This is a genomic window from Olivibacter sp. 47 (assembly GCF_030372825.1).
Lineage (GTDB): Bacteria > Bacteroidota > Bacteroidia > Sphingobacteriales > Sphingobacteriaceae > Olivibacter > Olivibacter oleidegradans.
Genome location: NZ_JAUCNR010000001.1, coordinates 258,155 through 281,265, shown reverse-complemented (window position 1 = coordinate 281,265; position 23,111 = coordinate 258,155). Strand labels below are relative to the sequence as shown.

Annotated in this window: 23 protein-coding genes; 7 read left to right on the top strand and 16 right to left on the bottom strand. The window is 42.1% G+C overall.

Annotated elements, in window-relative coordinates:
- Nucleotides 1-317 precede the first annotated feature (317 nt).
- From QT327_RS01185 to QT327_RS01155, 7 genes are all read left to right on the top strand, one after another.
- The gene (locus QT327_RS01185; protein WP_289551706.1) at nucleotides 318-758 is read left to right on the top strand and encodes a hypothetical protein; all 441 of its coding nucleotides are present in this window, start codon (nucleotides 318-320) and stop codon (nucleotides 756-758) included.
- 70 nt (nucleotides 759-828) lie between these two features.
- Entirely contained in the window at nucleotides 829-2,997 is a 2,169-nt protein-coding gene (locus tag QT327_RS01180; RefSeq protein ID WP_289551705.1) for a TonB-dependent receptor, read from the top strand.
- 2 nt (nucleotides 2,998-2,999) lie between these two features.
- On the top strand, nucleotides 3,000-3,794 hold the full coding sequence (locus QT327_RS01175; RefSeq protein WP_289551704.1) for a cation efflux transmembrane domain-containing protein: 795 nt from the start codon (nucleotides 3,000-3,002) through the stop codon (nucleotides 3,792-3,794).
- Between the two features lie 704 nt (nucleotides 3,795-4,498).
- Nucleotides 4,499-8,881 carry a CusA/CzcA family heavy metal efflux RND transporter gene (locus QT327_RS01170; protein ID WP_289551703.1) on the top strand — a complete coding sequence of 1,461 codons (4,383 nt, stop codon included), beginning with the start codon at nucleotides 4,499-4,501 and terminating at the stop codon, nucleotides 8,879-8,881.
- A 7-nt stretch (nucleotides 8,882-8,888) separates the two neighbouring features.
- Nucleotides 8,889-9,638, top strand: a complete 750-nt coding sequence (locus tag QT327_RS01165; protein ID WP_289551702.1) for an efflux RND transporter periplasmic adaptor subunit — start codon at nucleotides 8,889-8,891, stop codon at nucleotides 9,636-9,638.
- Nucleotides 9,639-9,653: 15 nt separating this feature from the next.
- Nucleotides 9,654-10,091, top strand: a complete 438-nt coding sequence (locus tag QT327_RS01160; protein WP_289551701.1) for an efflux RND transporter periplasmic adaptor subunit — start codon at nucleotides 9,654-9,656, stop codon at nucleotides 10,089-10,091.
- Between the two features lie 161 nt (nucleotides 10,092-10,252).
- Nucleotides 10,253-12,739 (top strand): heavy metal translocating P-type ATPase, encoded by a 2,487-nt coding sequence (locus tag QT327_RS01155; RefSeq protein ID WP_289551699.1) that lies wholly within the window; start codon nucleotides 10,253-10,255, stop codon nucleotides 12,737-12,739.
- Nucleotides 12,740-13,198: 459 nt separating this feature from the next.
- On the opposite strand, the gene QT327_RS01150 is transcribed toward QT327_RS01155, so the two are convergent.
- The 16 genes from QT327_RS01150 to QT327_RS01075 form a co-directional block, all read right to left on the bottom strand.
- A complete protein-coding gene (locus QT327_RS01150) occupies nucleotides 13,199-13,573 on the bottom strand; it encodes a hypothetical protein (protein ID WP_289551698.1) in 375 nt (124 codons plus the stop codon).
- Between the two features lie 48 nt (nucleotides 13,574-13,621).
- Nucleotides 13,622-14,653: a DUF932 domain-containing protein gene (locus QT327_RS01145; protein ID WP_289551697.1), complete on the bottom strand. Its 1,032-nt coding sequence runs from the start codon at nucleotides 14,651-14,653 to the stop codon at nucleotides 13,622-13,624.
- Nucleotides 14,631-14,813 (bottom strand): hypothetical protein, encoded by a 183-nt coding sequence (locus QT327_RS01140; protein ID WP_013663553.1) that lies wholly within the window; start codon nucleotides 14,811-14,813, stop codon nucleotides 14,631-14,633. Before QT327_RS01140 ends, QT327_RS01145 begins: the two co-directional genes overlap by 23 nt.
- Nucleotides 14,814-14,865: 52 nt before the next feature.
- Entirely contained in the window at nucleotides 14,866-15,378 is a 513-nt protein-coding gene (locus QT327_RS01135; RefSeq protein ID WP_289551696.1) for a hypothetical protein, read from the bottom strand.
- Nucleotides 15,379-15,916: 538 nt separating this feature from the next.
- Nucleotides 15,917-16,102 carry a hypothetical protein gene (locus QT327_RS01130; RefSeq protein WP_289551695.1) on the bottom strand — a complete coding sequence of 62 codons (186 nt, stop codon included), beginning with the start codon at nucleotides 16,100-16,102 and terminating at the stop codon, nucleotides 15,917-15,919.
- A 14-nt stretch (nucleotides 16,103-16,116) separates the two neighbouring features.
- Nucleotides 16,117-16,368 carry a hypothetical protein gene (locus tag QT327_RS01125; protein WP_289551694.1) on the bottom strand — a complete coding sequence of 84 codons (252 nt, stop codon included), beginning with the start codon at nucleotides 16,366-16,368 and terminating at the stop codon, nucleotides 16,117-16,119.
- Nucleotides 16,369-16,494: 126 nt separating this feature from the next.
- Nucleotides 16,495-16,671 carry a BF3379 family histone-like protein gene (locus QT327_RS01120; RefSeq protein ID WP_289551693.1) on the bottom strand — a complete coding sequence of 59 codons (177 nt, stop codon included), beginning with the start codon at nucleotides 16,669-16,671 and terminating at the stop codon, nucleotides 16,495-16,497.
- Nucleotides 16,672-16,817: 146 nt separating this feature from the next.
- On the bottom strand, nucleotides 16,818-17,801 hold the full coding sequence (locus QT327_RS01115; protein WP_289551692.1) for a hypothetical protein: 984 nt from the start codon (nucleotides 17,799-17,801) through the stop codon (nucleotides 16,818-16,820).
- A gap of 83 nt (nucleotides 17,802-17,884) precedes the next feature.
- The gene (traM, locus tag QT327_RS01110; RefSeq protein ID WP_289551691.1) at nucleotides 17,885-18,769 is read right to left on the bottom strand and encodes a conjugative transposon protein TraM; all 885 of its coding nucleotides are present in this window, start codon (nucleotides 18,767-18,769) and stop codon (nucleotides 17,885-17,887) included.
- 37 nt (nucleotides 18,770-18,806) lie between these two features.
- Nucleotides 18,807-18,971, bottom strand: coding sequence for a hypothetical protein (locus tag QT327_RS01105; protein ID WP_289551690.1), 165 nt, complete (start codon nucleotides 18,969-18,971; stop codon nucleotides 18,807-18,809).
- A 27-nt stretch (nucleotides 18,972-18,998) separates the two neighbouring features.
- Nucleotides 18,999-19,226, bottom strand: a complete 228-nt coding sequence (locus QT327_RS01100; RefSeq protein WP_289551689.1) for a hypothetical protein — start codon at nucleotides 19,224-19,226, stop codon at nucleotides 18,999-19,001.
- Nucleotides 19,223-19,834 (bottom strand): conjugative transposon protein TraK, encoded by a 612-nt coding sequence (gene traK / locus QT327_RS01095; protein ID WP_289551688.1) that lies wholly within the window; start codon nucleotides 19,832-19,834, stop codon nucleotides 19,223-19,225. Before traK ends, QT327_RS01100 begins: the two co-directional genes overlap by 4 nt.
- A 20-nt stretch (nucleotides 19,835-19,854) precedes the next feature.
- Nucleotides 19,855-21,066, bottom strand: a complete 1,212-nt coding sequence (traJ, locus tag QT327_RS01090) for a conjugative transposon protein TraJ (protein WP_289551687.1) — start codon at nucleotides 21,064-21,066, stop codon at nucleotides 19,855-19,857.
- Entirely contained in the window at nucleotides 21,063-21,662 is a 600-nt protein-coding gene (locus tag QT327_RS01085; protein ID WP_502910545.1) for a TerB family tellurite resistance protein, read from the bottom strand. Before QT327_RS01085 ends, traJ begins: the two co-directional genes overlap by 4 nt.
- A 46-nt stretch (nucleotides 21,663-21,708) precedes the next feature.
- On the bottom strand, nucleotides 21,709-22,395 hold the full coding sequence (locus QT327_RS01080; RefSeq protein ID WP_289551685.1) for a hypothetical protein: 687 nt from the start codon (nucleotides 22,393-22,395) through the stop codon (nucleotides 21,709-21,711).
- The gene (locus QT327_RS01075; RefSeq protein ID WP_289551684.1) at nucleotides 22,379-23,062 is read right to left on the bottom strand and encodes a conjugal transfer protein TraI; all 684 of its coding nucleotides are present in this window, start codon (nucleotides 23,060-23,062) and stop codon (nucleotides 22,379-22,381) included. Before QT327_RS01075 ends, QT327_RS01080 begins: the two co-directional genes overlap by 17 nt.
- Between the last annotated feature and the right edge of the window lie 49 nt (nucleotides 23,063-23,111).

Here is a 23,111-nt window from a genome sequence, read left to right as displayed (position 1 = left end):
AAGGGCATGAAATAGGGCACGTTTCAAATTGCATCAAAATAAAACAACCTATCCTAAAGCTCGATTTTTTTGCTTAAAAATGGTATCAAATCAACCGTACTTTAATAATATGCAAATATACGAAATTTTGTCTATATATGGATTTTTTTATGTTTCTGTATGAGCGAACGAATTCACAATTATTAAACCGTCTTTTCCGAGATTCACTTTCAAAGCAAGAGAAACTCCGATTCCGGCAAATTTACCAAACTGGTAGAACAGCATCACCCATTTCGTAGATGGTTATTTTCATTTTCTCAGTCATAACTATTAATTTTTTGAAGGATGACGGAGAATGGAAGAAAAAGATGCGGAATTTTAGATTATTTTTTTTCTATGCCCGGTTTTATGTTAATAGCTACCATGCATTATTTCACTTACTTCCTTATCTTTGGGACATGAAATGGCTGGTTTATTTGTTTTCCATCTATGTACTTGTCTTATCCGCTGTACCCTGTGGTGCGGAAGATAATTGCTGCATTGATGATACTTACAGCTTAGCCAAAAAGGAAAAGCCTGCTGAAGAGCGCAACCATAGATCGGTCTGTCCCTGTTCACCTTTTTTCGCATGTGGTACCTGTATCGGGGCAGTTCTGTCAAATGCCATAATGGCGGTCATCAAAGAACTGCCGCCAATTTTCCAACGACATTTCTCCTATCAGGAATACCCATTACTGGAACTTTCCCGGACAATCTGGCAACCTCCCAAAACCGCATAATATCTTCCGGTTTTACGCTGATCGCTGCCTTTACGGCGGCATATTTACATTTACATACAAAGATTTAAGAATGAATAAAGTTATAGGCTTGATACTATGGCTTTGTACAGTAAACCTGTGCATGGCCCAGCATACATTAACAACCATACTAAAAGATGCAGATACAAAAGAACCACTGGCGGGCGCCACGGTATTACAACTCGGTACGAGCAAAGGTGGAACAACCGATGAAAACGGTGCTGTTTCCCTTACAGGTATATCCGAGGGAAGGCATGTTTTCGTGTTCCGGAATTTAGGTTATGAGGAGCAAAGGGATACACTTGATTTTCCCCGTCCCAGCGATACTGTTACCATTTATCTTGAAGCAACGGATGAGGACCTGGAGGAAGTAGTTATTTCTTCGACCCGGAGTACCCGTACCATACAGAACATTCCCACGCGTGTTGAATTTATCGGAGGGGAAGAATTGGAAGAGAAGGGCAATATGAAGCCGGGAGATATTCGTATGATGCTCAATGAAAGCACAGGTATCCAAACGCAGCAGGTCTCGGCCACCTCTGCCAATTCCAGCATCCGCATCCAGGGACTTGATGGTCGTTATACCCAGATACTCAAAGACGGCTTCCCCTTATATGCGGGTTTCTCCGGCGGCCTCGGCCTGTTGCAGACGCCACCGCTAGACCTGAAGCAGGTGGAGATCATCAAAGGCTCTTCTTCTACTTTGTATGGTGGCGGAGCCATTGCCGGCCTTGTCAACCTGGTATCAAAGATGCCCATGGAGGAAAGAGAACTCCGTTTCCTGCTGAACGGAACTTCTGCCGGAGGACTGGACATCAATGGTTTTTATGGACAGAGGTTTGAAAAGGTCGGTCTCACGGTATTTGCATCCCGTAATTCCAGCAGGCCCTATGATCCGTCCAATACTGGTTTTACCGCCATACCCAAAACGGAAAGATATGTGGTCAATCCAAAGCTATTTGTCTATTTCAGCCCGAAAACAACCATGAGCCTTGGGTTAAATACCATATTTGAAGACCGTACCGGTGGAGATATCCTCTTCATAAAAGGGAAAGGTGATAATGTCCACAGCTATTTTGAAAAGAACAAAAGCAGCCGGTTCTCCACCCAGTTTTCCCTAGATCACCGGTTCACAGAAAGAAGTGGCCTGACCATCAAAAATTCAGTTAACAACTTCAACAGAACCATAACTATTCCTGACTATGTATTTGACGGAAAACAATGGTCAACCTATTCGGAGGTCGCCTACAACAACAACGGCGAAAGAGCAGATTGGGTAGCAGGTATCAATCTCTACACAGACAATTTCAGCGAATATCCAAAAGATGGCTTTCAGAAAAGGGACTATGACCAGAATACATTCGGAGGATTTGTTCAGAATACTTTTAAGACCACGGATTGGTTGCAGTTGGAAACGGGTATCCGCGGGGATTATGTGATCGATTACGGTTTCGTGTTCCTGCCACGGATCTCTGCGTTCTTTACGGTCTCCCCCCATATAACTTCCCGTTTGGGTGGAGGGCTGGGCTATAAAACACCGACCATATTCACCGAAGAAACAGAGCGCATTCAGTTCCGTTCGGTTCTTCCCATCAGTCCGGAGGCAAATAAACTGGAGCGGTCTTATGGGGCAAGCTATGACGTCAACTATAGGACTACGCTCTTCGAGAAGATAAGCCTGAGCGTAAACCAGCTCTTTTTCTATACCCGTATCAATGATCCATTACTTACAGAATTTAGCGGTTCGGGAACGGTGCAACTGGTAAATGCAGACGGTTATGTGGATACAAAGGGCTGGGAGACGAATGTAAGGCTGGGCTACGGTGATTTCAAACTGTTCATCGGTTATACCTTTACCGACGCCTGGCTCCGTGAAGGAACACAAAAGCGGGAGAATCCATTGACTGCCCGCCACCGGTTGAATAATGTCCTCATGTATGAGATCGAGGATAAATGGAAACTTGGACTGGAAGCCTATTATTATAGCCGTCAGGCCCTCAATGACGGTACCACGGGAAAACCCTATTGGACCTGTGGCTTTATGGCCGAAAAGATATGGGAACGCTTCTCTCTTTTTGTCAATTTTGAGAACTTTACGGATACCCGGCAAACTAGATTTGACAGTATCTATACAGGAACGGTTACAAAGCCAATATTCCGTGATATATATGCACCGCTCGATGGGTTCGTCGTTAACGGTGGTTTAAAAATAAAATTATAGCCATGAAAAAATCAACTTTTGAAATAAAAAACATGGACTGTGCCGCAGAGGAGCAAATGGTCCGTATGAAATTAGACGGGATTGAAGAGCTTATTCACCTCGATTTTAATCTTCCGGAGAGGAAGCTAATTGTGATACATACCGGAAATATAGATCGCATAGCCACGGCCATTAAAGAGCTGAGTTTAGGAGATCGTTTCATTTCAACTGAAGAAACAGATAACACTTCGGCAGCGGGTTCAGAGCGTGAAGAGCGCAAGCTGCTGCTATATGTGCTGATTATCAATGCCTTTTTCTTTGTACTCGAAATTACAACAGGATTTATTTCTCATTCAATGGGGCTTGTTGCCGATAGCTTGGATATGTTAGCTGATGCACTCGTGTACGGACTCAGCTTATATGCCGTTGGTGGGACAGTCCTCCGAAAAAAGAAAATTGCAAAAGCCAGTGGATACTTTCAGATAATACTTGCTGTTTTAGGCTTTTCAGAGGTAATCAGACGTTTCATGGGGTTTGGCGAAACACCTGAATTTGGAATGATGGTAGTTATTTCGCTATTGGCCTTGATTGGGAATGCGTTTTCCCTTGTAATCCTTCGCAGAACTAAGAGTGATGAGGCACATATCAAAGCTAGTCAAATATTTACTTCCAATGACGTAATTATAAATATCGGTGTTATGCTAGCAGGTATACTGGTTTTCATTACTGCGTCCCGTTTGCCGGACCTGATTGTTGGTACAATCGTTTTTGCCATTGTATTAAGAGGGGCGTTTCGAATATTAAATTTAGCGAAGTAAAGTATTAAGAAACGAAGCGGAGTTTGTCGTAGCCGTTTCTTGTTTTTTCAAAATAACTAACTTTTCAGGCCATTATAATATCATATAAAGACTGGAAAGTTAGTTACATAATATAAAAAAATATATATTTGCAAATGATGAAGCTGTTATCTTATATATGTGCGCTAATAGTACTGGTTCAGGTAATGATGCCGTGTACAGATAAAATTGCGACTACCAGTCTTCACAAACGAACAGAACTTTCTGTTACCTCATCGAAGAGTCAGGATCACAAAGATAGCTGTACACCATTCTGTCAATGCACATGTTGTGCTACACCTTCAATACAGCAAATGGCTTACATTATTGTGAGTCCCGATCCTATTGTTCTTGAATCTCATAGTTGGCATACCCCCGGAAAATGCCTGGAAGCCCATATAAATGTATGGCAACCGCCTAAAGTGATTTCTTAAGCACATTTCTGTGCGTATATGGACTCAAGTCTGTCCATTTAATTACAAAAATCAAATAATATTATTGCTCAGGCTATGACTAAAAAGAAAAGGTCATTACCAGCAAAAAGCGTAGGTCGTTCAGGAAAGAGCTACACGCGACCTCAATGGATAAAAATCCTAAGGGTGGTTTGTCTACTTCTACTTTCAATGATTTTGCTGTTAGCGATTATTGGAATGATTCTACACGCTTTAATTCATTTCAAATAAGATATGCTTAATAAAATTATTAAGTTCTCTATAGAGAATAAACTGATTGTTGCTTTGATGACTCTGGGATTGATTGCCTGGGGGCTGTATTCGTTAAAGCAGCTACCAATTGATGCGACGCCTGATATCACAAATAATCAGGTTCAGGTGATAACCCAAAGTCCATCACTTGCGACACCCGAAGTGGAACGGCTAATAACTTTTCCGGTAGAGCAAACGATGTCAACTATTCCGGAAATAGAGCAGGTACGTTCGATCTCCCGTTTCGGCCTTTCAGTAGTGACCATCGTGTTTCATGACGATGTTGACATTTATTGGGCCCGTCAACAGGTGAATGAAAAATTAACCGAAGCAGGTAACAATATTCCTTCGGATGTAGGTAAACCCGAAATCGCTCCGATCTCAACCGGTCTCGGCGAAATCTATCAATATGTAGTGCATGCAAAACCTGGTTATGAAGAGAAGTATGATGCAAGAGAATTGCGTACGATCGAAGATTGGATTGTACGTAGACAATTATTGGGAACGCCGGGTATAGCGGAAGTAAATAGCTTTGGAGGTTTGTTAAAACAATATGAAATCGCACTTGATCCGGATAAGCTGAATAGTTATAATCTAAGCATTAATGATGTTTTTAGTGCATTGGAACGCAATAATCAAAACACAGGTGGCGCATATATAGATAAAAAGCCCAATGCTTACTTTATCCGAAGTGAAGGTCTGGTAGGAAGTATTGATGATATTAAAAAAATTGTCGTCAGGAAAAGCCCAAAGCAAGTACCCATACTGATCAGAGATATTGCCGAAGTTAAACTTGGTAATGCTATTCGGTACGGTGCGTTGACAAGAACTACGAAAAAAAGTCAAGGGGAAGCAGTGGGGGGTATTGTAATGATGCTGAAGGGCGCAAATGCAAACGAAGTTGTAAGCAAGGTAAAAGAAAAGATAGCACGTATCAATAAAACACTTCCCGAGGGCGTTACCATTGAACCCTTCTTGGATCGCAGCGCGCTTGTTGACCGGGCGATCGGGACCGTCGCAAAAAATCTAATAGAAGGCGCATTAATAGTTATTTTTGTACTTGTACTATTTCTGGGAAATCTCCGGGCCGGAATTGTCGTTGCTTCTGTTATACCTCTTTCAATGCTTTTTGCTATTTCGATGATGAACATATTCGGGGTCAGTGGAAACCTGATGAGCCTTGGGGCCATCGATTTCGGATTAATCGTTGATGGGGCCGTTATTATTGTCGAAGCCACCATGCATCATCTCGGTTTAAGCAGGAACCCAAATAAGCTTTCACAAAAAGAAATGGATGATGAGGTCTATGAGTCAGCTTCAAAAATACGATCTGCGGCTGCATTCGGTGAGATTATAATTCTAATTGTGTATCTCCCTATTCTTGCACTTGTAGGTATAGAAGGAAAAATGTTCGGTCCCATGGCGCAAACAGTGTCCTTTGCCATTTTAGGTGCTTTCATTCTTTCCCTTACTTATGTACCGATGATGTCAGCACTTATATTGAGCAAAAAGATCAGTCATAAGCGCAATTTTTCGGATCGTATGATGGACTTTTTTCATAGGTATTATGATCCGATGATCCGTGTGGCGCTTCGCAATCGTGTAATCGTAGTACTTACGGCAGTAGTTTTGTTAGGCCTCAGTGTTTTTGCCTTTACCCGTATGGGGGGTGAATTTATCCCGACGCTCGAAGAAGGTGATTTTGCGGTAGAAACAAGATTACTTACCGGAAGCTCCCTCAATCAAACGATAGATAAAGTCAATCAAGCTTCTGCCATACTCATCGATAAATTTCCTGAAGTGATAGAGGTAGTAGGAAAAATAGGTGCGGCAGAAATTCCGACAGATCCAATGCCTATGGAAGCAACTGACCTAACCATTATTCTAAAGGATAAAAAAGATTGGGTAAGTGCGGTTAATCGGGAAGAGTTAGCTGATAAAATGGCTGAGGCGCTAGAACCGGTCACCGGTGTAACTTTCGGCTTTTCACAGCCCATTCAGTTACGCTCCAACGAGCTAATATCAGGGGTGCGACAGGACATAGGAATTAAAATTTTCGGTGATGATCTGGATCACCTAACCGATCTCTCACGAAAAATAGGCAAAATCGTTGCAACGGTCCAAGGGGCTGCTGATCTATATATCGAGCAGGCCAGCGGTCTCCCTCAGATTGTCATTAAGGTGGATCGCGACCAGCTTGCCCGTTTCGGGATAGACGTTGAAGCTGTGAACCAGGCCGTAAATGCCGCTTTTGCCGGTCAGGCGGCGGGATTGGTATATGAAGGCGAAAAGCGCTTTGATATGGTAGTTCGTCTGGATGAAGAATACAGGCAGAACATCGATAATGTTCGCAGTCTGTTTATATCAACGCCCGATGGTGAAAAAGTCCCATTGTCGCAAGTGGCGTCGGTAGACTTTGAAGTAGGTCCGAACCAAATACAACGGGAAGATACGAAGCGTAGAATTATTGTAGGTCTAAATGTTAGGGGAAGAGATATTGAAAGTGTCGTAGAAGAAATTGAACAGAAAATCGGCAGTCAGATTAAATTGCCGACCGGCTATTACATTACCTACGGGGGGCAGTTTGAAAATCTTCAAGCCGCCAGCCAGCGCTTATCTGTTGCTGTACCTGTGGCACTATTGCTGATACTTTTATTATTGTATTTCACTTTTGGATCAATAAAACAATCTATATTAATTTTTACGGCCATTCCAATGGCTGCAATCGGTGGAGTATTTGCCCTTTTGGTGCGAGGAATGCCATTCAGTATTTCCGCCGGAGTGGGGTTCATTGCGCTCTTCGGAGTTGCCGTGTTAAACGGAATTGTATTAATAACCGAATTCAATCGGTTGAAAAAGTCCGGTATAAAGGATTTAAGAGAAATTGTAATAAAAGGGACAGCCGTTAGACTTCGTCCCGTACTGATGACTGCGACTGTCGCATCTTTAGGGTTTATGCCTATGGCATTATCTACAGCAGCCGGAGCAGAGGTTCAAAAGCCGCTGGCAACAGTTGTAATTGGCGGATTGATTACATCAACGATTCTAACGCTGCTGGTTTTGCCGGTATTGTATACTTATTTTGAGTCCTTCAAACTAAAAAAGCACGTAGTAAAAGGAACTGCGGTGGTTGTTTTTTTGGCGTTCTTGATGTTTCCTTATAGTTCTAAAGCACAGGAACCATCTTCAATTTCCCAAAGGATAACATTGGCTGAGGCAATTGAGATAGCACTTAAAAACAACCAAATGGTGAATTCAGCAGAATTGCAAATAGATCAACAAAAAGCATTACGCGGGACCTCGATTGACTTTGGGAAAACAAATTTTGACCTTCAATATGGTCAAATGAATACAATTAAACGAGATAATAATATTTCCATCAGTCAAAGTATTGTGAATCCGTTCTTATTTAGTAAGCAGCGTAAACTCTACGATGCCCAGCTTAAAAGTAGCGAGTTTAATCTCGGCGTTACCGAGAATGAATTAATCTACCAAGTCAAAAGCACATACGGACAACTCGCGTATTTTCTTTCACTTCAAAAGCTTTACCATACCCAAGATTCGATATTTAATAATTTTCTCAAGGCATCATCCCTACGTTACCAGACAGGGGAAACTAATTTGCTGGAAAAAACAACAGCTGAAACGCAGCGGAATGAAGTTCTCAATCAGCTCGAAAAAAATAGAGCAGATATTATGATCTATATGGCCGAGCTGAAAAGGCTCCTTAATACACAAGACAGCGTCCAAATCTCAGAAAGCGAATTAAAAAAAGAGCATTGGCAAATTAATACCGGCACTGTTAGTGAAAATCCGTGGCTTTCGATGCAAAAACAGCAGATAGAGATAGCAGATAAAAGCATTGGTATAGAGAAAGCGAAAGCTGGCCCGGACTTTACACTAGGATATTTTAACCAATCGATAATCGGTTCACAGAATGTAAACGGACAAGAAGTGGTGTTCGATGCGGGAAAGCGGTTTCAGGGGATACAGGTAGGTGTAGCATTGCCAATCTTCTACAAACCTTTTGCTAACCGCATTAAGACAGCAAAGATTCAGAAAGAAATAGCGGAATCACAATACGATTTAGCTCAGACAAATCTGAAATCGCAATTTCAACAGGCAAACCAAGATTTATTGAAAAATTCGAAGAGCATTGACTATTATCAGAACAGTGCGCTGCCGAACGCAAATCTGATTTTGCGGCAGGCACAAGTTGCATTTCAAAATGGCGAAATCGGTTATCTTGAGTTCTCTGTAGCTCTTCGGACTTATTCCGACATTCGTTTTGCATACTTACAGGCCCTTAATCAATACAATCAGTCAGTATATACAGCACAATACCTTATTGGCTTAAATCAATAATCCAGCAATGAAAAAGAACATAAATATCAAACACATACTTGTAGCAACAGTACTTATTCTTATGCTATTCTCTTCGTGTGGAACCAAAACCACGGAAACACAGGAGCCGGAAACAACAGTTGCCGAAGAAGAAAATTCCAATATTGTCGAACTTTCTCCTGCTCAATATAAAGGCTCACAGATAAAGATCGGAACCGTTGAAAAAAAATCACTTAGCGGTGTTTTGAAAGTAAACGGATTTGTAGATGTCCCGCCCGAAAACCTTTATAGCATTACAACCCAGTTGGGAGGTATCGTTAAATCTACTTCATTGTTGCAGGGTGCTTCAGTTCGCAGAGGCCAGGTTATTGCGGTTCTTGAGAATCAGGACTATGTCCAGCTTCAGCAGGACTACCTGGAAAGTAACAGCCAACTGGAGCTCGCCGATGCCGAATACAAAAGGCAATTGGAATTGTCGAAGCAAAACATCAATGCGCAAAAAACCGTGCAACAGGCAAAATCGCAATATCTGACAATGCTGTCGAGAACCAGTGCCCTTAAAGAGCGTTTAAAGTTGATAAATATCAATGCTACCACACTGAATGCAGGAAATATCAGGAGTACGATAAATATTTACGCGCCGATTAACGGTTACGTCACTAAGGTAAATACCAATGTAGGCAGATTTGTCGCGCCCAACGACGTAATGTTCGAAATTGTCAATAACGTCAACCTTCATGTAGAACTTAAGGTTTTTGAAAAGATGTATCGAAAGTAAAAAAAGGCCAAATCTGTGCGATTTACATTAAATAATGAGACAGAGGAAAGAATAGCAAAGGTCATTTTAGTTGGGCGCGAAATTGATCCAGATAAAACCGTGACGGTACACTGTTTAGCTACCATCCAAAGTGAGAGCCTGATACCCAACACCTATATTAAGGCTTTTATTGAAACGGGTAACAACGAGGTAAGCGCGCTTCCTGAAGGCGGAGTGGTAGATTACTTAGGTAAAAAATACATATTTATTGAAAAAGGTGTAAGAAATGTGGAATCTGAAAATGCTCCTGCTGAAAAGACGCACGATTTCCAACTGGTCGAAGTAACGACAGGTCTATCAGAGGCGGGATATGTAGAAGTTACTCTGCCGAAAAATATCGACTCTACCAAGATAGTAGTTAACGGCGCTTATGACCTGTTATCAAAAATGAAAAACAGTGAGGAGGAGGAATAGAAGAGGTAATAGTAAAGCAGGATAACGCGTTATCCTGCGCTTCACGATTCGGGCGATAAAGAGGCAACAAATGTTACTGAAACTTTGTACTATATATATTTAAATTATATCCCTTAATTGTAGCAGAGAAGAATTAAGTGCCAAAACCAATAAAGCTGACCATGAAAAAAACAAAAATAAACTTAGACATACTCCTTCCCGAAATCCCTGATGAACGGGATCGTTGCGTTGAGCGTTTAATAAAATTGCTGGAAGGTAGAAATGGGATTGAAAAGATACATCTCAAACCTCAAAATGAGCAAAATAAAGCTCAATTATGTTTCCACTATGACCCCGATGTTATCTCCATCGATAGAATACAAAGCTTAGCTAAAAAGGCGGGAGCCACATTTACTGAAAAATTTGGGCATTTATTGATACGCACAGACGGTGTTCGACATGTAAGACATGCACGGCTCATTGAAAGCAGATTGAAGCGAATCAAAGGTTTTACGATGGTATCCGTTTCGGGAACCGGGGTAATGTATATCGAATTCGATCATGATAAAATCAATCAAAAGGAAGTTGAACGCTCAATAACAGCTATGGGAATTAAAATAATTTCTAATGAGCACACACAATTTATCGGACAGAAAAGCGATGGGATAGATAAACACGTGGATAAAAAGAATGAAGAGGGTAAGTCAAAGGAGCATGATCACGTTCACGAGGGTATATTCGGCAAAAACGCTGAACTCGTTTTTAGCATTATCTCAGGGACATTATTAGGGATAGGCTTTGGTTTATCCTTTTTAGAAGGTCTCGCTCCATGGGTTTCTCTTTGCTTCCTTTTCGGAGCTTATTTTTTCGGAGCCTATTATGTTACTAAAGAAGCCTATGAGGCTATTTCTAAAGGAGAATTTGAAATAGATTTTTTAATGTTAGTGGCCGCCGCCGGAGCTGGGGCACTTGGGCAGTGGACAGAAGGTGCTCTTTTATTGTTTCTATTCAGTTTAGGGCACGCACTCGAACACTTTGCGTTAGAAAAGGCGCGTAAATCAATAGCTGCGCTCACGGACCTGGCACCAAAAACCGCCTTTAGAAAACATGCTGATAAAATTGAAGAAGTTCCCATCGAACAACTTAATATCGGCGACATCATCGTTATTCGTCCCAATACCAAAATTGCTGCAGATGGTATAGTAGTTAAAGGAGCCAGCGGGGTCAACCAGGCACCAATTACCGGAGAAAGTATTCCCGTCGATAAGCTGGCATTTGAGAAAGAAGAGATAGATATAAATAAAGCCGCTACACTTGACGCAAAGTACAAAGTATTCTCAGGCTCAATTAACGGAAACGGCACACTGGAAGTGAAGGTAAGTCGGGAAGCCAGTGATTCAACAATTTCCCGGATGATTAAAATGGTTAATGAAGCGCAAACACAAAAGTCGCCCACGCAGCAATTTACAGATCGTTTTGAAAAACTTTTTGTACCTGCTGTCCTGATTTTAGTGTTTTTACTGTGTTTTGCATTTCTTGTGACCGACGAAACATTTAGTGCCAGTTTTTATAGAGCGATGTCCGTGTTGGTAGCTGCCAGTCCGTGCGCCCTTGCAATATCTACGCCCAGTGCGGTACTCAGCGGCGTTGCGCGAGCGGCAAAAGGTGGTGTGCTTATAAAAGGAGGAAAACCACTGGAAGACTTGGGAACATTAACAGCTTTAGCTTTCGACAAGACAGGAACATTAACGGAAGGTAAGCCAAAACTTACGGCGGTTTTTCCCGCTAAAGATATCAATGAAGAAACCCTGCTCAAGATTACAATAGCAGTAGAAGCATTAAGCGACCATCCGTTGGCAAAGGCAATTGTACAGGACGGGATGAAAAGGCTCAATGATACAAACATCCCTTCCGCGGAGAGTCTTGAAGCGGTGCTCGGTAAAGGAGTAAAAGCGAAATTAGAAGGAGATACAATATACATTGGCAACCTTAGCCTATTTGAAACATTAGATGCAAAAAAACCGTCGGACCCCTTTGTAAAAAAAGTACAGGAACTGGAAGGTCAAGGTAATACTACCATGATAATACGAAAGAACGACGATTACATAGGGATGATTGCTGTTATGGATACACCCCGTCCGGAAGCAAAAGCGACCTTGTCCCGTCTAGAAGCGATTGGCATCCGTCGTATGGTCATGTTAACTGGGGATAATCAAAAAGTGGCTGATGCTATAGCTGGTGAGATTGGCCTGTCTGACGCGTGGGGAGGCCTGCTTCCAGAGCAGAAGGTTGATGCAATAAAAAAGCTTAGGCAGGAGGAAAAGAATGTAGCGATGGTAGGAGATGGGGTTAATGATGCACCTGCAATGGCCAATAGCACTGTTGGTATCGCAATGGGAGCCGCGGGGTCGGATGTTGCACTCGAAACTGCCGATATTGCTTTAATGGGAGATAATCTCAATTTGCTTCCTTTTGCAATTGGGCTCAGCCGTAAAGCGAAAGGTATCATTAAACAAAATTTATGGATCAGCCTCGGTGTCGTCGCTGTTCTGATTCCATTAACTATTCTCGGGATAGCTTCCATCGGTCCGGCCGTAGTAGCACATGAAGGGTCAACTTTAGTTGTGGTATTTAATGCATTAAGGCTATTGGCATATAAAAATGAATAAGAATCAAGTTAAGAAAGTTACAGCTCATCCCAATAAAAGACGACCATCTAAAAAAAAGAAACGAGACATGACAGGCATAGAGAAAATAGGGACAATTTTTGGTGTAGTTCTAATGATAATTTCGATAATTTTTATTGCGGTATATATATGGGCTTATTCAAAACACCTCGACGCTCTTCACGAATGATCCTCATTACATTACACAAGAGTTCGCGACAAAATAACCTATAGTTATGACGAACCGATTTTCAAAATTAAGTTCTAGAGTTTATCCAGTGATTGTTTTGACTAATCAAAACTAAATTGGGGACTAAAAAGTCACTAAGAATACTAGACATTTGAATTGCACAATCTTTAAAAACGCTTAAAAGAACATAAAAGGCACTTAAGGCGCCGCAAAAAAAGCCCCTTGATTTTCGATGAAAATCGAAGGGACTAAAATTGATATACTCTAAGGTATCAACTATATAACAAAACTATCGCCTTTTTAAATTTGTCATTAATGCTCTTCTCTTTAGCGTACCTCATCAAACATTCATTAAAAAAGATAGCGTTATGGTTAAAACACAATTGTTCTGCAAAAACATGTCGGCTTTTGATCATATCGTATTTCAAACGTTTAATGAGTTTTTCCGTTTCCCCTGCAAGATGAAGCCAAAAGCTAAATGTTATTATACTTTTGCTGCTCCATTCGCTTTCGTAAGCTGCTCTATTTTCAGATAGCTTAACGCAAAACGATGATGTATATTCCAAAAGTGGTGCTATTTCTTCGGGAAAAAGCTGATGTATCAATTTGGCTTTATCTGTGTTTGTTAATTCATTTATCGATTTCATAATAAAACGCGCCCTTTGTACGGTTGCGCCTCCGCTTAGGTTAAAACATTAATTCAATGCAGCTGCACCTACCTGTGCAAAGCCGTTGCAAAGATCAAAGGCCGTTTGTGTCTGTTGTTGGGAAATTCCCCACATAAGGGACTTTAGTTTGTTTTCTCCGCTACCGTAATCATGAACATTTTGCAGATAGCCCGTGACCGCATTATAACAGCCATACAGCGTCCCATTTGTTGTTGGGTCAATCTGAGAAGGGTTATTAAAAGCATAGGCTAAAACAGCATCAATCTTTTTATTGAAATGGGTCGATAGTTCCTCCTGTTTCTCGCCAAATATTTTGTCCAATGCCTCTTTACTGGGAGCTAAGGCCAATTGTATCAAGCGTTTGAGATTGGCGTCTGTGATACGGATTTTTGACCAACTGTTAAAAATTTCCTGAAGTTCACAACTAACCGTATGGCTGATCCCTAACAACTTATGTGCCTTTTTTAGCTTCTCGTGTGCACTGGCTGTATGACGTATTTTAACAATCCTTTCTGTCGTCCGAAGGGCTGCATTAAGGCTGTTATTGCATGCGATCCTGATCGGTGTAAATGCAGCGGTAATACTGTTTGTCCCGTCATGCGCAGTGGTAAGGAAAATATATTGATCGATAAGATCATCACGGCCGACCCTGATAAAGTCAGGCAATTTAGCGGTGATAAATATGCGTTCCCCCTTTCCCAATGCCCCGGCCGTTTCATACAGAATCCCATTCTTTGCCCCGACAATGCTATCAAAAAATTCGAATGCGAAAGCGTTTTGTACCACCTCATAATCTTTCCCCACATGCTCGCCTAGAACTTCCTCGTTGTCGGTTCTATAAGTAAAAAAACTGTTTTCTGAAAACCGTTCTTTTCCGCTCGGGAAAACCTGCTTATTGGGTGATTTCGCAACTTCATAATTAAGCCCCGCAAATTTTATGGCTTCCTCGCTTGTGGGATAATCCTGCAATATTGTACCTAGGCCATGCCAGGGGATTTCCTTCACACTGAAAAAAGAATAGTCTCCCCTAGTGCCGTTATAATTGATGTTGTGTCCCATTTCCTCTAATTTTAGTATTGCTGTTTGTGGTCGTACCTGCATGCTCACAGATAAAGGCCGTTAACTGAACCTGAAACTCTCTAGGGTTTTCTTCTCTGAATTCCTCCCCGTAACCTTCCCAATAAAGCCCGTCCAAATACTCCAAAAATGCTGTTTCCATAACTTGAGCAATTAATTTGCCCCTTGCAGTAAATGACAAGGGGCATCCATAACTAAGCAGGCAGTTGGATTTCACCTTCAATCTCGGCTAATCTATCCATACAAAGCGTGTTGATGTATTCTGCAACCTTCTTGATGATGTAAGGGTTTTTAGTAATAAATTCTCTCCGCTTATCGTCCCCGATCGATAGCACGCAGCCCTGAAAATGGTTGCTATCAGTTTCTTCTGCATCGTCTTTCTGCGCTACTTCAAAAGCATTAAGTGTATCAATGGTATCGATCAGCTTATCCCGTTGGATTTTCCTGCGGTGCAATTCTTCAACAAGCTTTAAGGTGCTTTCTAAGTTCAGTGCAGGTTTTTCCAACTTGGGAGCAGTTTCTGTTGCTTTCGGCTCTTTTTGCTCAGCTATTGGAGAAGCTCCTTTTTTTGTATCTGTAGTCTTCTCCTGCTGTTTGTCCTGAGGCAAAGAAGGCTTTATATCGCCCTGTGGTTTAACTCCATTTTGTGCACTGTTCTTTACAATATTCTCCAAATTGCTTTTGCTGTTTATTTCTGTAGTTTTCATGATTTCTTTTTTTGATGTCAATAATTCCGTTCGTGTAATTCCTTTTTTGGGCAGAGCGAGCGGAAAACCGCTTCAATCTGCTGTTAGCTTAATGGCGGGCTTCTGCCTTTAATTTTTTTCATAGCGCCTAACTTTTAAGTCCATCGGGCGCAGGGGCCCTCCGGCAATTGTTAAGCAGCCTCACCTTAATAGAATCCCCATCCGTGCAAGGCTTTGCCGAAAAAAATACGCTCGCGAGGAACGAGCGAGGAAGATTTTTTCGAGCAAACCAACGGGCAGGCTTGCTCGGTTGGGGATTGTTTAATTTTTTTGCTAACGAATCGCCGGGGGGTACGCAATCACTAAGCGTTTTTTGGGCTAAAGAACATTAAACGAAGGGTTTGACTTGAACAGGAAGCAACTGGCTGCTGAGGGACGAGGCTGCCTGTTGCAAAAGATAAGAGGATAGCGGCTTCAAGGCACGAAGAAGCGGCTGTCCTCTTGCAGTTTGAAGGATGAATAATATTATTATACAAGCATATTGGCCAGAATTTTATTCTTAATTGTCGACTTTTGTATAAATCAGTGTTTCACTGTCATCTCCTGGCCATTCCATTATTGCTTTATCAAGATTAAATTTGAGAATTTTCACACCTCCTCTTAGTTGACCTACAATACGCAACGTGGTATCACTGGTCTGAAGATCCGCAACTAATATAGATCCCGGCTTTCCCTTATTCCACACACCGGCAACTTTATTTACAGGACGTTTGGGATCATCCTTTTTGCATTGCTCCAATGGGCTATTACCTGAACATCAAATTTTCCTTCATCTGTTGGCTTGATTTCTACCGTATCTTTGTAATAGTCAAAAGTGGATTCGCTTTGAGATGCATATTTACCAATTAGCTGATCTTGTAAGTCTGTTTTCCCCTTTGGTGATGAACAGGAAAAGGTAAAAGATGAAATCGATAGCAACACGACCCAACTAAAATTTCTGTATGCTTCCATAATCAGGAGTTTAGATAACAAACTCAAATATAAGCCATTAAATAAAAATATTAAGAAAGTATTACTCAAAACAGCCTATATTAGCGTACAAAAAAGCCGCTATAGCTAGCGGCTTAATTAGTAAACTTACTTAGCATTCTTCTTTGCAGTAACCTCGTTGCGTATTTCCTGCGCCAACGCTTTTGTGTTCTGGAGCGCGTTACGTAAGCGTGTACCCGCTGCTTTGTTTCCTTTCTCATAAAATGCCTTTGCATCTTTTTCGGCCGATGCGATAAGTTCTTTCAGTGCTGCGAATTTTTCCATGATACAGATTGTTTTTAAGAATGAGATATAGAGGTCGTTTTGAAAAGCCCCCAAATCTTTGTGACTATAATTGTGTTAATACCGAACAATAGGCTTGGTTACTGATCAAGCCTATCGTTCAAAACCCTAAAATACGGCAAATCACTTTACCGGGCAATACCTGCCGCTCTTTCCTGCTTATTTTCTCTGGATACTTTACTCTGTTGTTCGGCTTTTACTCCTGGCTTTAAAAATTCCTCCCGTTTTTCAGGTTTACCATTTTCAAGGAAGAAATTGGCCTTACGGAACCTTACCGAGGCTTCTACATAAACGTTAACCGTTTCTCCATTGGCTTTCTCCGCTTTTACGAGCTCCCTGTTTCCGTTCATAATCCCTGTAAAGATCTTTTCCGCCCTTTCCGGATTTTCAAGATCTTTAATATTAAATGACTTGAGCGATTCTTTAAGATCAAAACCATAACTCGGGTCGTGGAATATTCTTGTCGTTAGATTATTATACCTGTCACGGGGTTTGTCGGTATTCAGCATTACCCATGCTTTATAAACCATACCCTGTATATTCAGCAGATCATCCCGGTACACGGCACGTCCCTGCACCAGATTTCCCGCCTGTTCCTTGTTGAATCCCTTTCCTTCTTCTACGTAAAATGTCTGTGGTATCGGATTGGCATAATAGGCAGATTGGAAAGTTTTTGCTACAAAATTGATCTTTCCATTCTCCATGTTGGCAACCATACTTTTATGGGCAGGGTCTTTTCCGATAGCAAGTTCCGCATTTCCTTCCTGCTTTTTGAACAGTTCAATAGCCTCATTAACGTTATCAAGCTTCTTGACTATGTTTTTGTCATCTTCGCCTTTTAAGATAAGCATATATTTCTGACCGATCTCCAGTGGGTCGACCTTATTGTGCACGGCGTCAAATTTGTTGAAATAATAGAAATCCGATTGGCTGGATTTTTTGTAATGCAGCGTAAAATCAATCTGTCCTTTTGCCGTTGCAGGCATACTGTCATATGCTTTAAATTCGGGAACACCCAACTTGATATTTTCTTCAATTTGTGCAATGGTTTTTGGGCTAAAACCAAGGTTTTTAGCTTCGTCGATTCTATCTTCTAAATTGTTCAGATTCATAACATTTAATTTTTAATTTACGGATATTGTTAAATATGAAATGGTTGTTTTCTTCTCCTTTTAGGAAGGCGGGTTCTTCCAACCTATCTAGTGTTTTTTAAATCATTATTCTTTAAGAGTACAGACTCCCCGGCTTTTACCTTAACCTTTATTTTGCGGACTTTTTTGCTGATTATGTTTTTAGCGGCCTCCATACCGGCACCCGCTACCTGCGTGGCAATAGAGCCATCTAGCCCGTACATACCCATTCCACGCACCAGATTGTCCGTCCCAAGATTTGCCGCTTCCGTGATTACCGCTTCGGGAGCGTAAAGGCCCTCCATTCCATCGAGACTGTAAACGCTTAGATTTACGGGGATAATCGATGTTCCCAAGCGAATATTGCGAATATTCAGCATGATCCGTTGATTCGCTATCCGGCAGGTAGCGAACAGATAAAAGCCTTTGGGAATATGATGGCCCTTGATGTCCATACTATCCTGCAACTGAAGCCTTACCGTGGCTCCCTGTACTACTTTTTGTTTATTGGTAATGATCGCTGGTATCGCTTTGAAAAGGCTATCCTTCTCTGGAATTATCTCGTTTTCACTTTGTAGCTTTTCTTTGACCCGCTCTGGGTGCTGAATATCCAGAATCGTTTGGAGCAGTCCGTTGAGCTGCTCCACCTCTCTGTCATCAGCGCTGTCTGTATGCATGCTTTTCATCAGCGCTTCCAACCGATCTACTTCGCTGTTCATCTCTGATTTGGGGCTGGGTTCCACCATCGGATTTTCAGCTACAACCGCAAAAGGAAATTTTTCATGTTTTTCTTGTGGCCCGTTGATTTCCTGCCGGATTGCTTTTAGCTTTTCATCAATTTCCTCGGCTTTTGGATTTTCCTCCAGCGAGAAGCCCAGTCTATTTATAACGTTTTCAATACCTTCCTGCTTTTTTTCCTCATCCCTCGTCGCCTGCCGGTAAAAATCCATCTTATCGCGGGGTTGATTTTTCTGCCTGAATGCAGCATCAGGTAATTCCGTATTTGACTTGCTTTTTTTTCGATTTGAGTATCTCCTCTGTTCTCTTACCGCCTCCCAATGTATAAAATGCAAATACCAAAAAGGGCATTACGAGCAATGGCAAGAACAGCCATATTTTGCGAGTATCTTTCTTTTTTTCCTGTTCCATCATGATATTGTTTTTTATTGATGATCAATTTCAATTCAGTGCCTGAACCAACAGGTAAATACAGTAAGCTCCAATGGAGAGAAAGTACGAGAGAAAAGCGGATAGTAAAACCCATCGGGGTAAGCCATCGGCCTTTTTATTCAAAAAGGAAGCAACCCGTTGTTGTCCCTTAACGATTTTCATCGCTATCCGGTAAGCCGTTTCATCCTGTTCATCTTGTTCATGCTTTCTATCCTTTTGTTTCCTGTAGAGTTTCATGGCAACTGATTTTCGTTTTTGAGGACTTCCCAATGCTGTATCAGAAAGCCATGTGGGTTATTATCTGTCTGTTGCTTTAAGTCACGCACTTTTCCTTTGGTGACCAGTCTCTTCAGTGCCGTGCTGGTTGAGCGGGTGAGCTTTTGGGTGGCGTAACAGGTAAATGTGTAGGGGTATTGGTCTATATCAAGCACGGTGCTGTCCACCTCAATTTCCTGTGAGATATTGGCCGAAATCAGGTTATTATAATAACCCGATTCCTTCAGGTTGTCATACTGCTTCTTGGCAGACTCGTCCGCGAGATAAAATGCCTTTGAAACACTGGCCTCTATCGCTTTGTCGTCCGGAATGAGGTTAAAAAAGTAGTAGTGGAACGTTTTGATATGATCCCGTAGCTCAACAGAGAGGTTACCTTGCCTATGTGTTGCAAGGGCTTCCAGCACCTTCCCGTTATATAGAATATAAATCCGTTGCTGAGCCGCTTCTACCATCTGGTAGCTTTTGTAGGCACAGAAACAGACGGTCAGAACATTGGCCAATATCAGGACGATACTGAACCTTTTTATATGCCTGAAAGCCGTATCGATATTTCTGAATTGTGTGAACATACGCTTGTCTTTAATTTGAATTATTTACCGGAAAGTTTGTCATAGAGGTAGGCTCCTCCTTTTCCCATAGTACCTGATGCATCATGTGAGCCTGAACCTTCCTGCTGGCCGGAATATTGTTTTCCGGCCTGTAAGATGTTGGAACCTCCCTGCATTACACTAGCAGCCCCACCTGTCGCCAAACCTCCTGCAACCATGGCCGAAGTGGATACCATGCTGGTTACTTTCTGTAACATGGCATTGGCTCCTCCTGCCTGCACCACGTAGCCCGCTACGTTGGGAACGGTGAAATACCCTACAATTCCGATCAGCATAAATATCAGGTAAGCGGTATCATAGGTACTGAAAAAGGTATCACCCGATTGGCCGATCTGTCCGATATCTATTTTGAGCATGTTCTCCTGAATTTTGCCGAGGATACTTCCGAATATGTTACTGATGGGAAGCCATAAAAAGACGTTTATATACCGTGCAAGCCATTGGACAAGTGACTGCTGGAAACCATCAAAGACTGCTAGACCTAGCACAAAGGGTCCTAGTATAGAGAGCACGATCAAAAAAAATGTCCGGATAGTATTGATGCAAAGAGAAGCAGCTGCGAAAACAACCTGCAAAACCTCGCTCATCCATTGCTTTACCGAATTGCGGAAATTATAAGATTGTTTCTCCATCCAGAACTGCATATCGTGACCCAGTCCTTCCAAAAGTCCCTCGCCGGAGCCGTTCTCGTTTTCGGGATATTTATATTTATACCATTCAGAACGATCTCCATTACCGTCTTCCCCGACATAGATGTTGTACAGATCGGATTTTTTTACTGCCGCCTCTTTTTGTTTCAGGAGTGCTATTATTGCATCGTCACTGTCTCTGACCATCGCCCCAGTGGCAAGCACGGTCGGTTGCAGTACACCGTTCATCAGATCGATGACCGCGGGGAAGAACATAATGGCAAGGCCAAGACCGAATGGACGCAAAAGCGGATAAAAGTCGATCGGTTCGGCGGCCGCAATCTGGCGCCATACGCGACTGGCGGTATACCAGAGGGCGCCAAAACCAGCTATGGCACGCGCAACGTCAATGAGTTTTCCGCTTAGCGGCTGCATATCATCCCGCACGCTGTCCAGTACGGGTTGCATGCCGCCCAAGGTCTGGGCAATATCCGCGCGACTGGCAAGCGGGAAGACAAGCGCACTGGCCGCCAACAGGACGGCCGCAAGTTTAATTTTTTTCATAGGTTTTTACCGTTAAAAAATTGACTGATACCTTTGATATCATTTATTTCCCTTTTCCGCTGCATCAGCAATACATTACCTGATTCATTAAATTTCCGGAGGAAAAGTAACTTGTCCTGTATGTCGTTGTAAATACGGTCGATCTGTGCCAGACGCTCTTCATCGCTCATTCTCAATTGAGAGGAAGTGATCACCAAGAGAAGATCCTCCAGGTTGTCTTTGCTCTGGTTCAATAGCCTTCCGTAAACGTTGGCCATATATTCCAATTCTCCGGAGTTGAATATTGCCGAACCTCTGAAATGTGATAGCGCGGATCGATATTCCGAATTGATCCTACCTTGCAAGCTGATGATATCGGCAACCCGTCCATATTTTTTCACTTCGGGACTGACCAGCATCAGGCCATCAAGAAAAACGGTATGCAGGGAAAAGTTGCCCTCTGCTATATTCCTGATGGCATTATAACCATTGCTGATAATATCATAACCTGTTTTCATATCCCTTAAAATGTTTTTGAACTGGCTCAGCTTTTCTGCATTGAGGATCAATTGCTGTATTTCGGTAGACTGCCCGGATGACCTGAAGGGCAATGCCATTGTTAGGCAGTAAGCAGTTACGGCAAACAGAAAATACCTGCCTTTTTCAATTAACTGTTTCATACATATTGTGGATTTGATTTACGGACTTTAATTCTGATCTTATCTGTCCTTTTAACACATTTACCTGTCCCGCGAAATGTTGGGCAAACGAGAACCTGTCACGCATGGACATATACACCTTATCTAACCGCTGCAAGCGCTGGCCTTCCGTCATTTCGATTTTGCCCGAAGCAATAACCAACATCAATTCCTCCATATCCCTGCTACAATCCTCCGACAGCTTAGCGTGAATCTTTTCAACATATGCCTTTTGCGAACTTGAAAGGACTCCAACATCCTTTTTGAGCATATTGAACAGTTTGCTGATAGCTAGCTGGAAAGCCATGGTTTCGGTCACTTTCACATGGTTTCTGATGAAGGGGCTTACGGCTGTTAATGAGCTGATAAAGACATTATGGAGACTGAACTCCCCATTGGTAAAACCCTTTACCGTTTGCAGTCCTGAACGCGCAATATTATAACCATCTCTTACATAGCCCGAATAAAGCTGCAAGGCTGCAATCTGCGTTAACAGGTATTTTTTCTGCGTCTTTTTCTGTTTGAAAAATTCCGAGAATGTCTGGGCTTGGGCAATATTAACCACAGAAGAAAGTGGCAATATTACAATCCAGTACAATAGAACGTTCAACAATGTGCTGTGAAATACCGATAGCTTATTCCTGTATTCCATAAATCTCTTTTAATGTGACCACTTCATCCAATGACTTTGCCCGCTGGATACTCAGTTTGATGTTTTCGTGGTTGAATTTTTTCAGATCCGAAAGGTTCATATCAATCTTATCGGCTGCACCGGCAATGATTTCCAGTCTGGCGGCATCTGACATCTGGGTTTTGAAGCTGTTTACGACCAATAAAAGCTCGTCTGCATTTTTGACACTTGCATCCAGTATCCCTGTATATACCTTTTCCATAACGGAGATTTCTTCGGGCGTGAAATGCTTATCGCGTTTAAAGAGGTTCCATGCCCACTTATATTCATTTACCAGTTCAACCTGTTTTGCCGTGAGTTCCCTGAGACGTTTGTAGTAGGTAACAGCCGATTTGATTTCCCAGAGTTCCTGATAGTATTTACGATAGAGTTCTTTCTGTTTTTCCGTCCAATCGGCAATTTCGGTGAGTTTCAGTTTGGAAAGCTGATTTTCCAATACTTTCTGGGCATTCTGTAACCATATCGTTTCGTTCTGTAAGCGTTGTATCTTCAGATCTACCGCTTTGATGACCCTTTTTACGCCTGTACGGATCACTTCCGCAATGGCAATCTGTGCGCTGGCCCCTTTCGGCACACCTACAAACAATGTGGCGGCGCTAAGGGGAAGCATAATCATATACTTTTTCATAATTTTGCTGATTTTATGCGTCAAATTTTTTATCGTTTCCATTTACTTT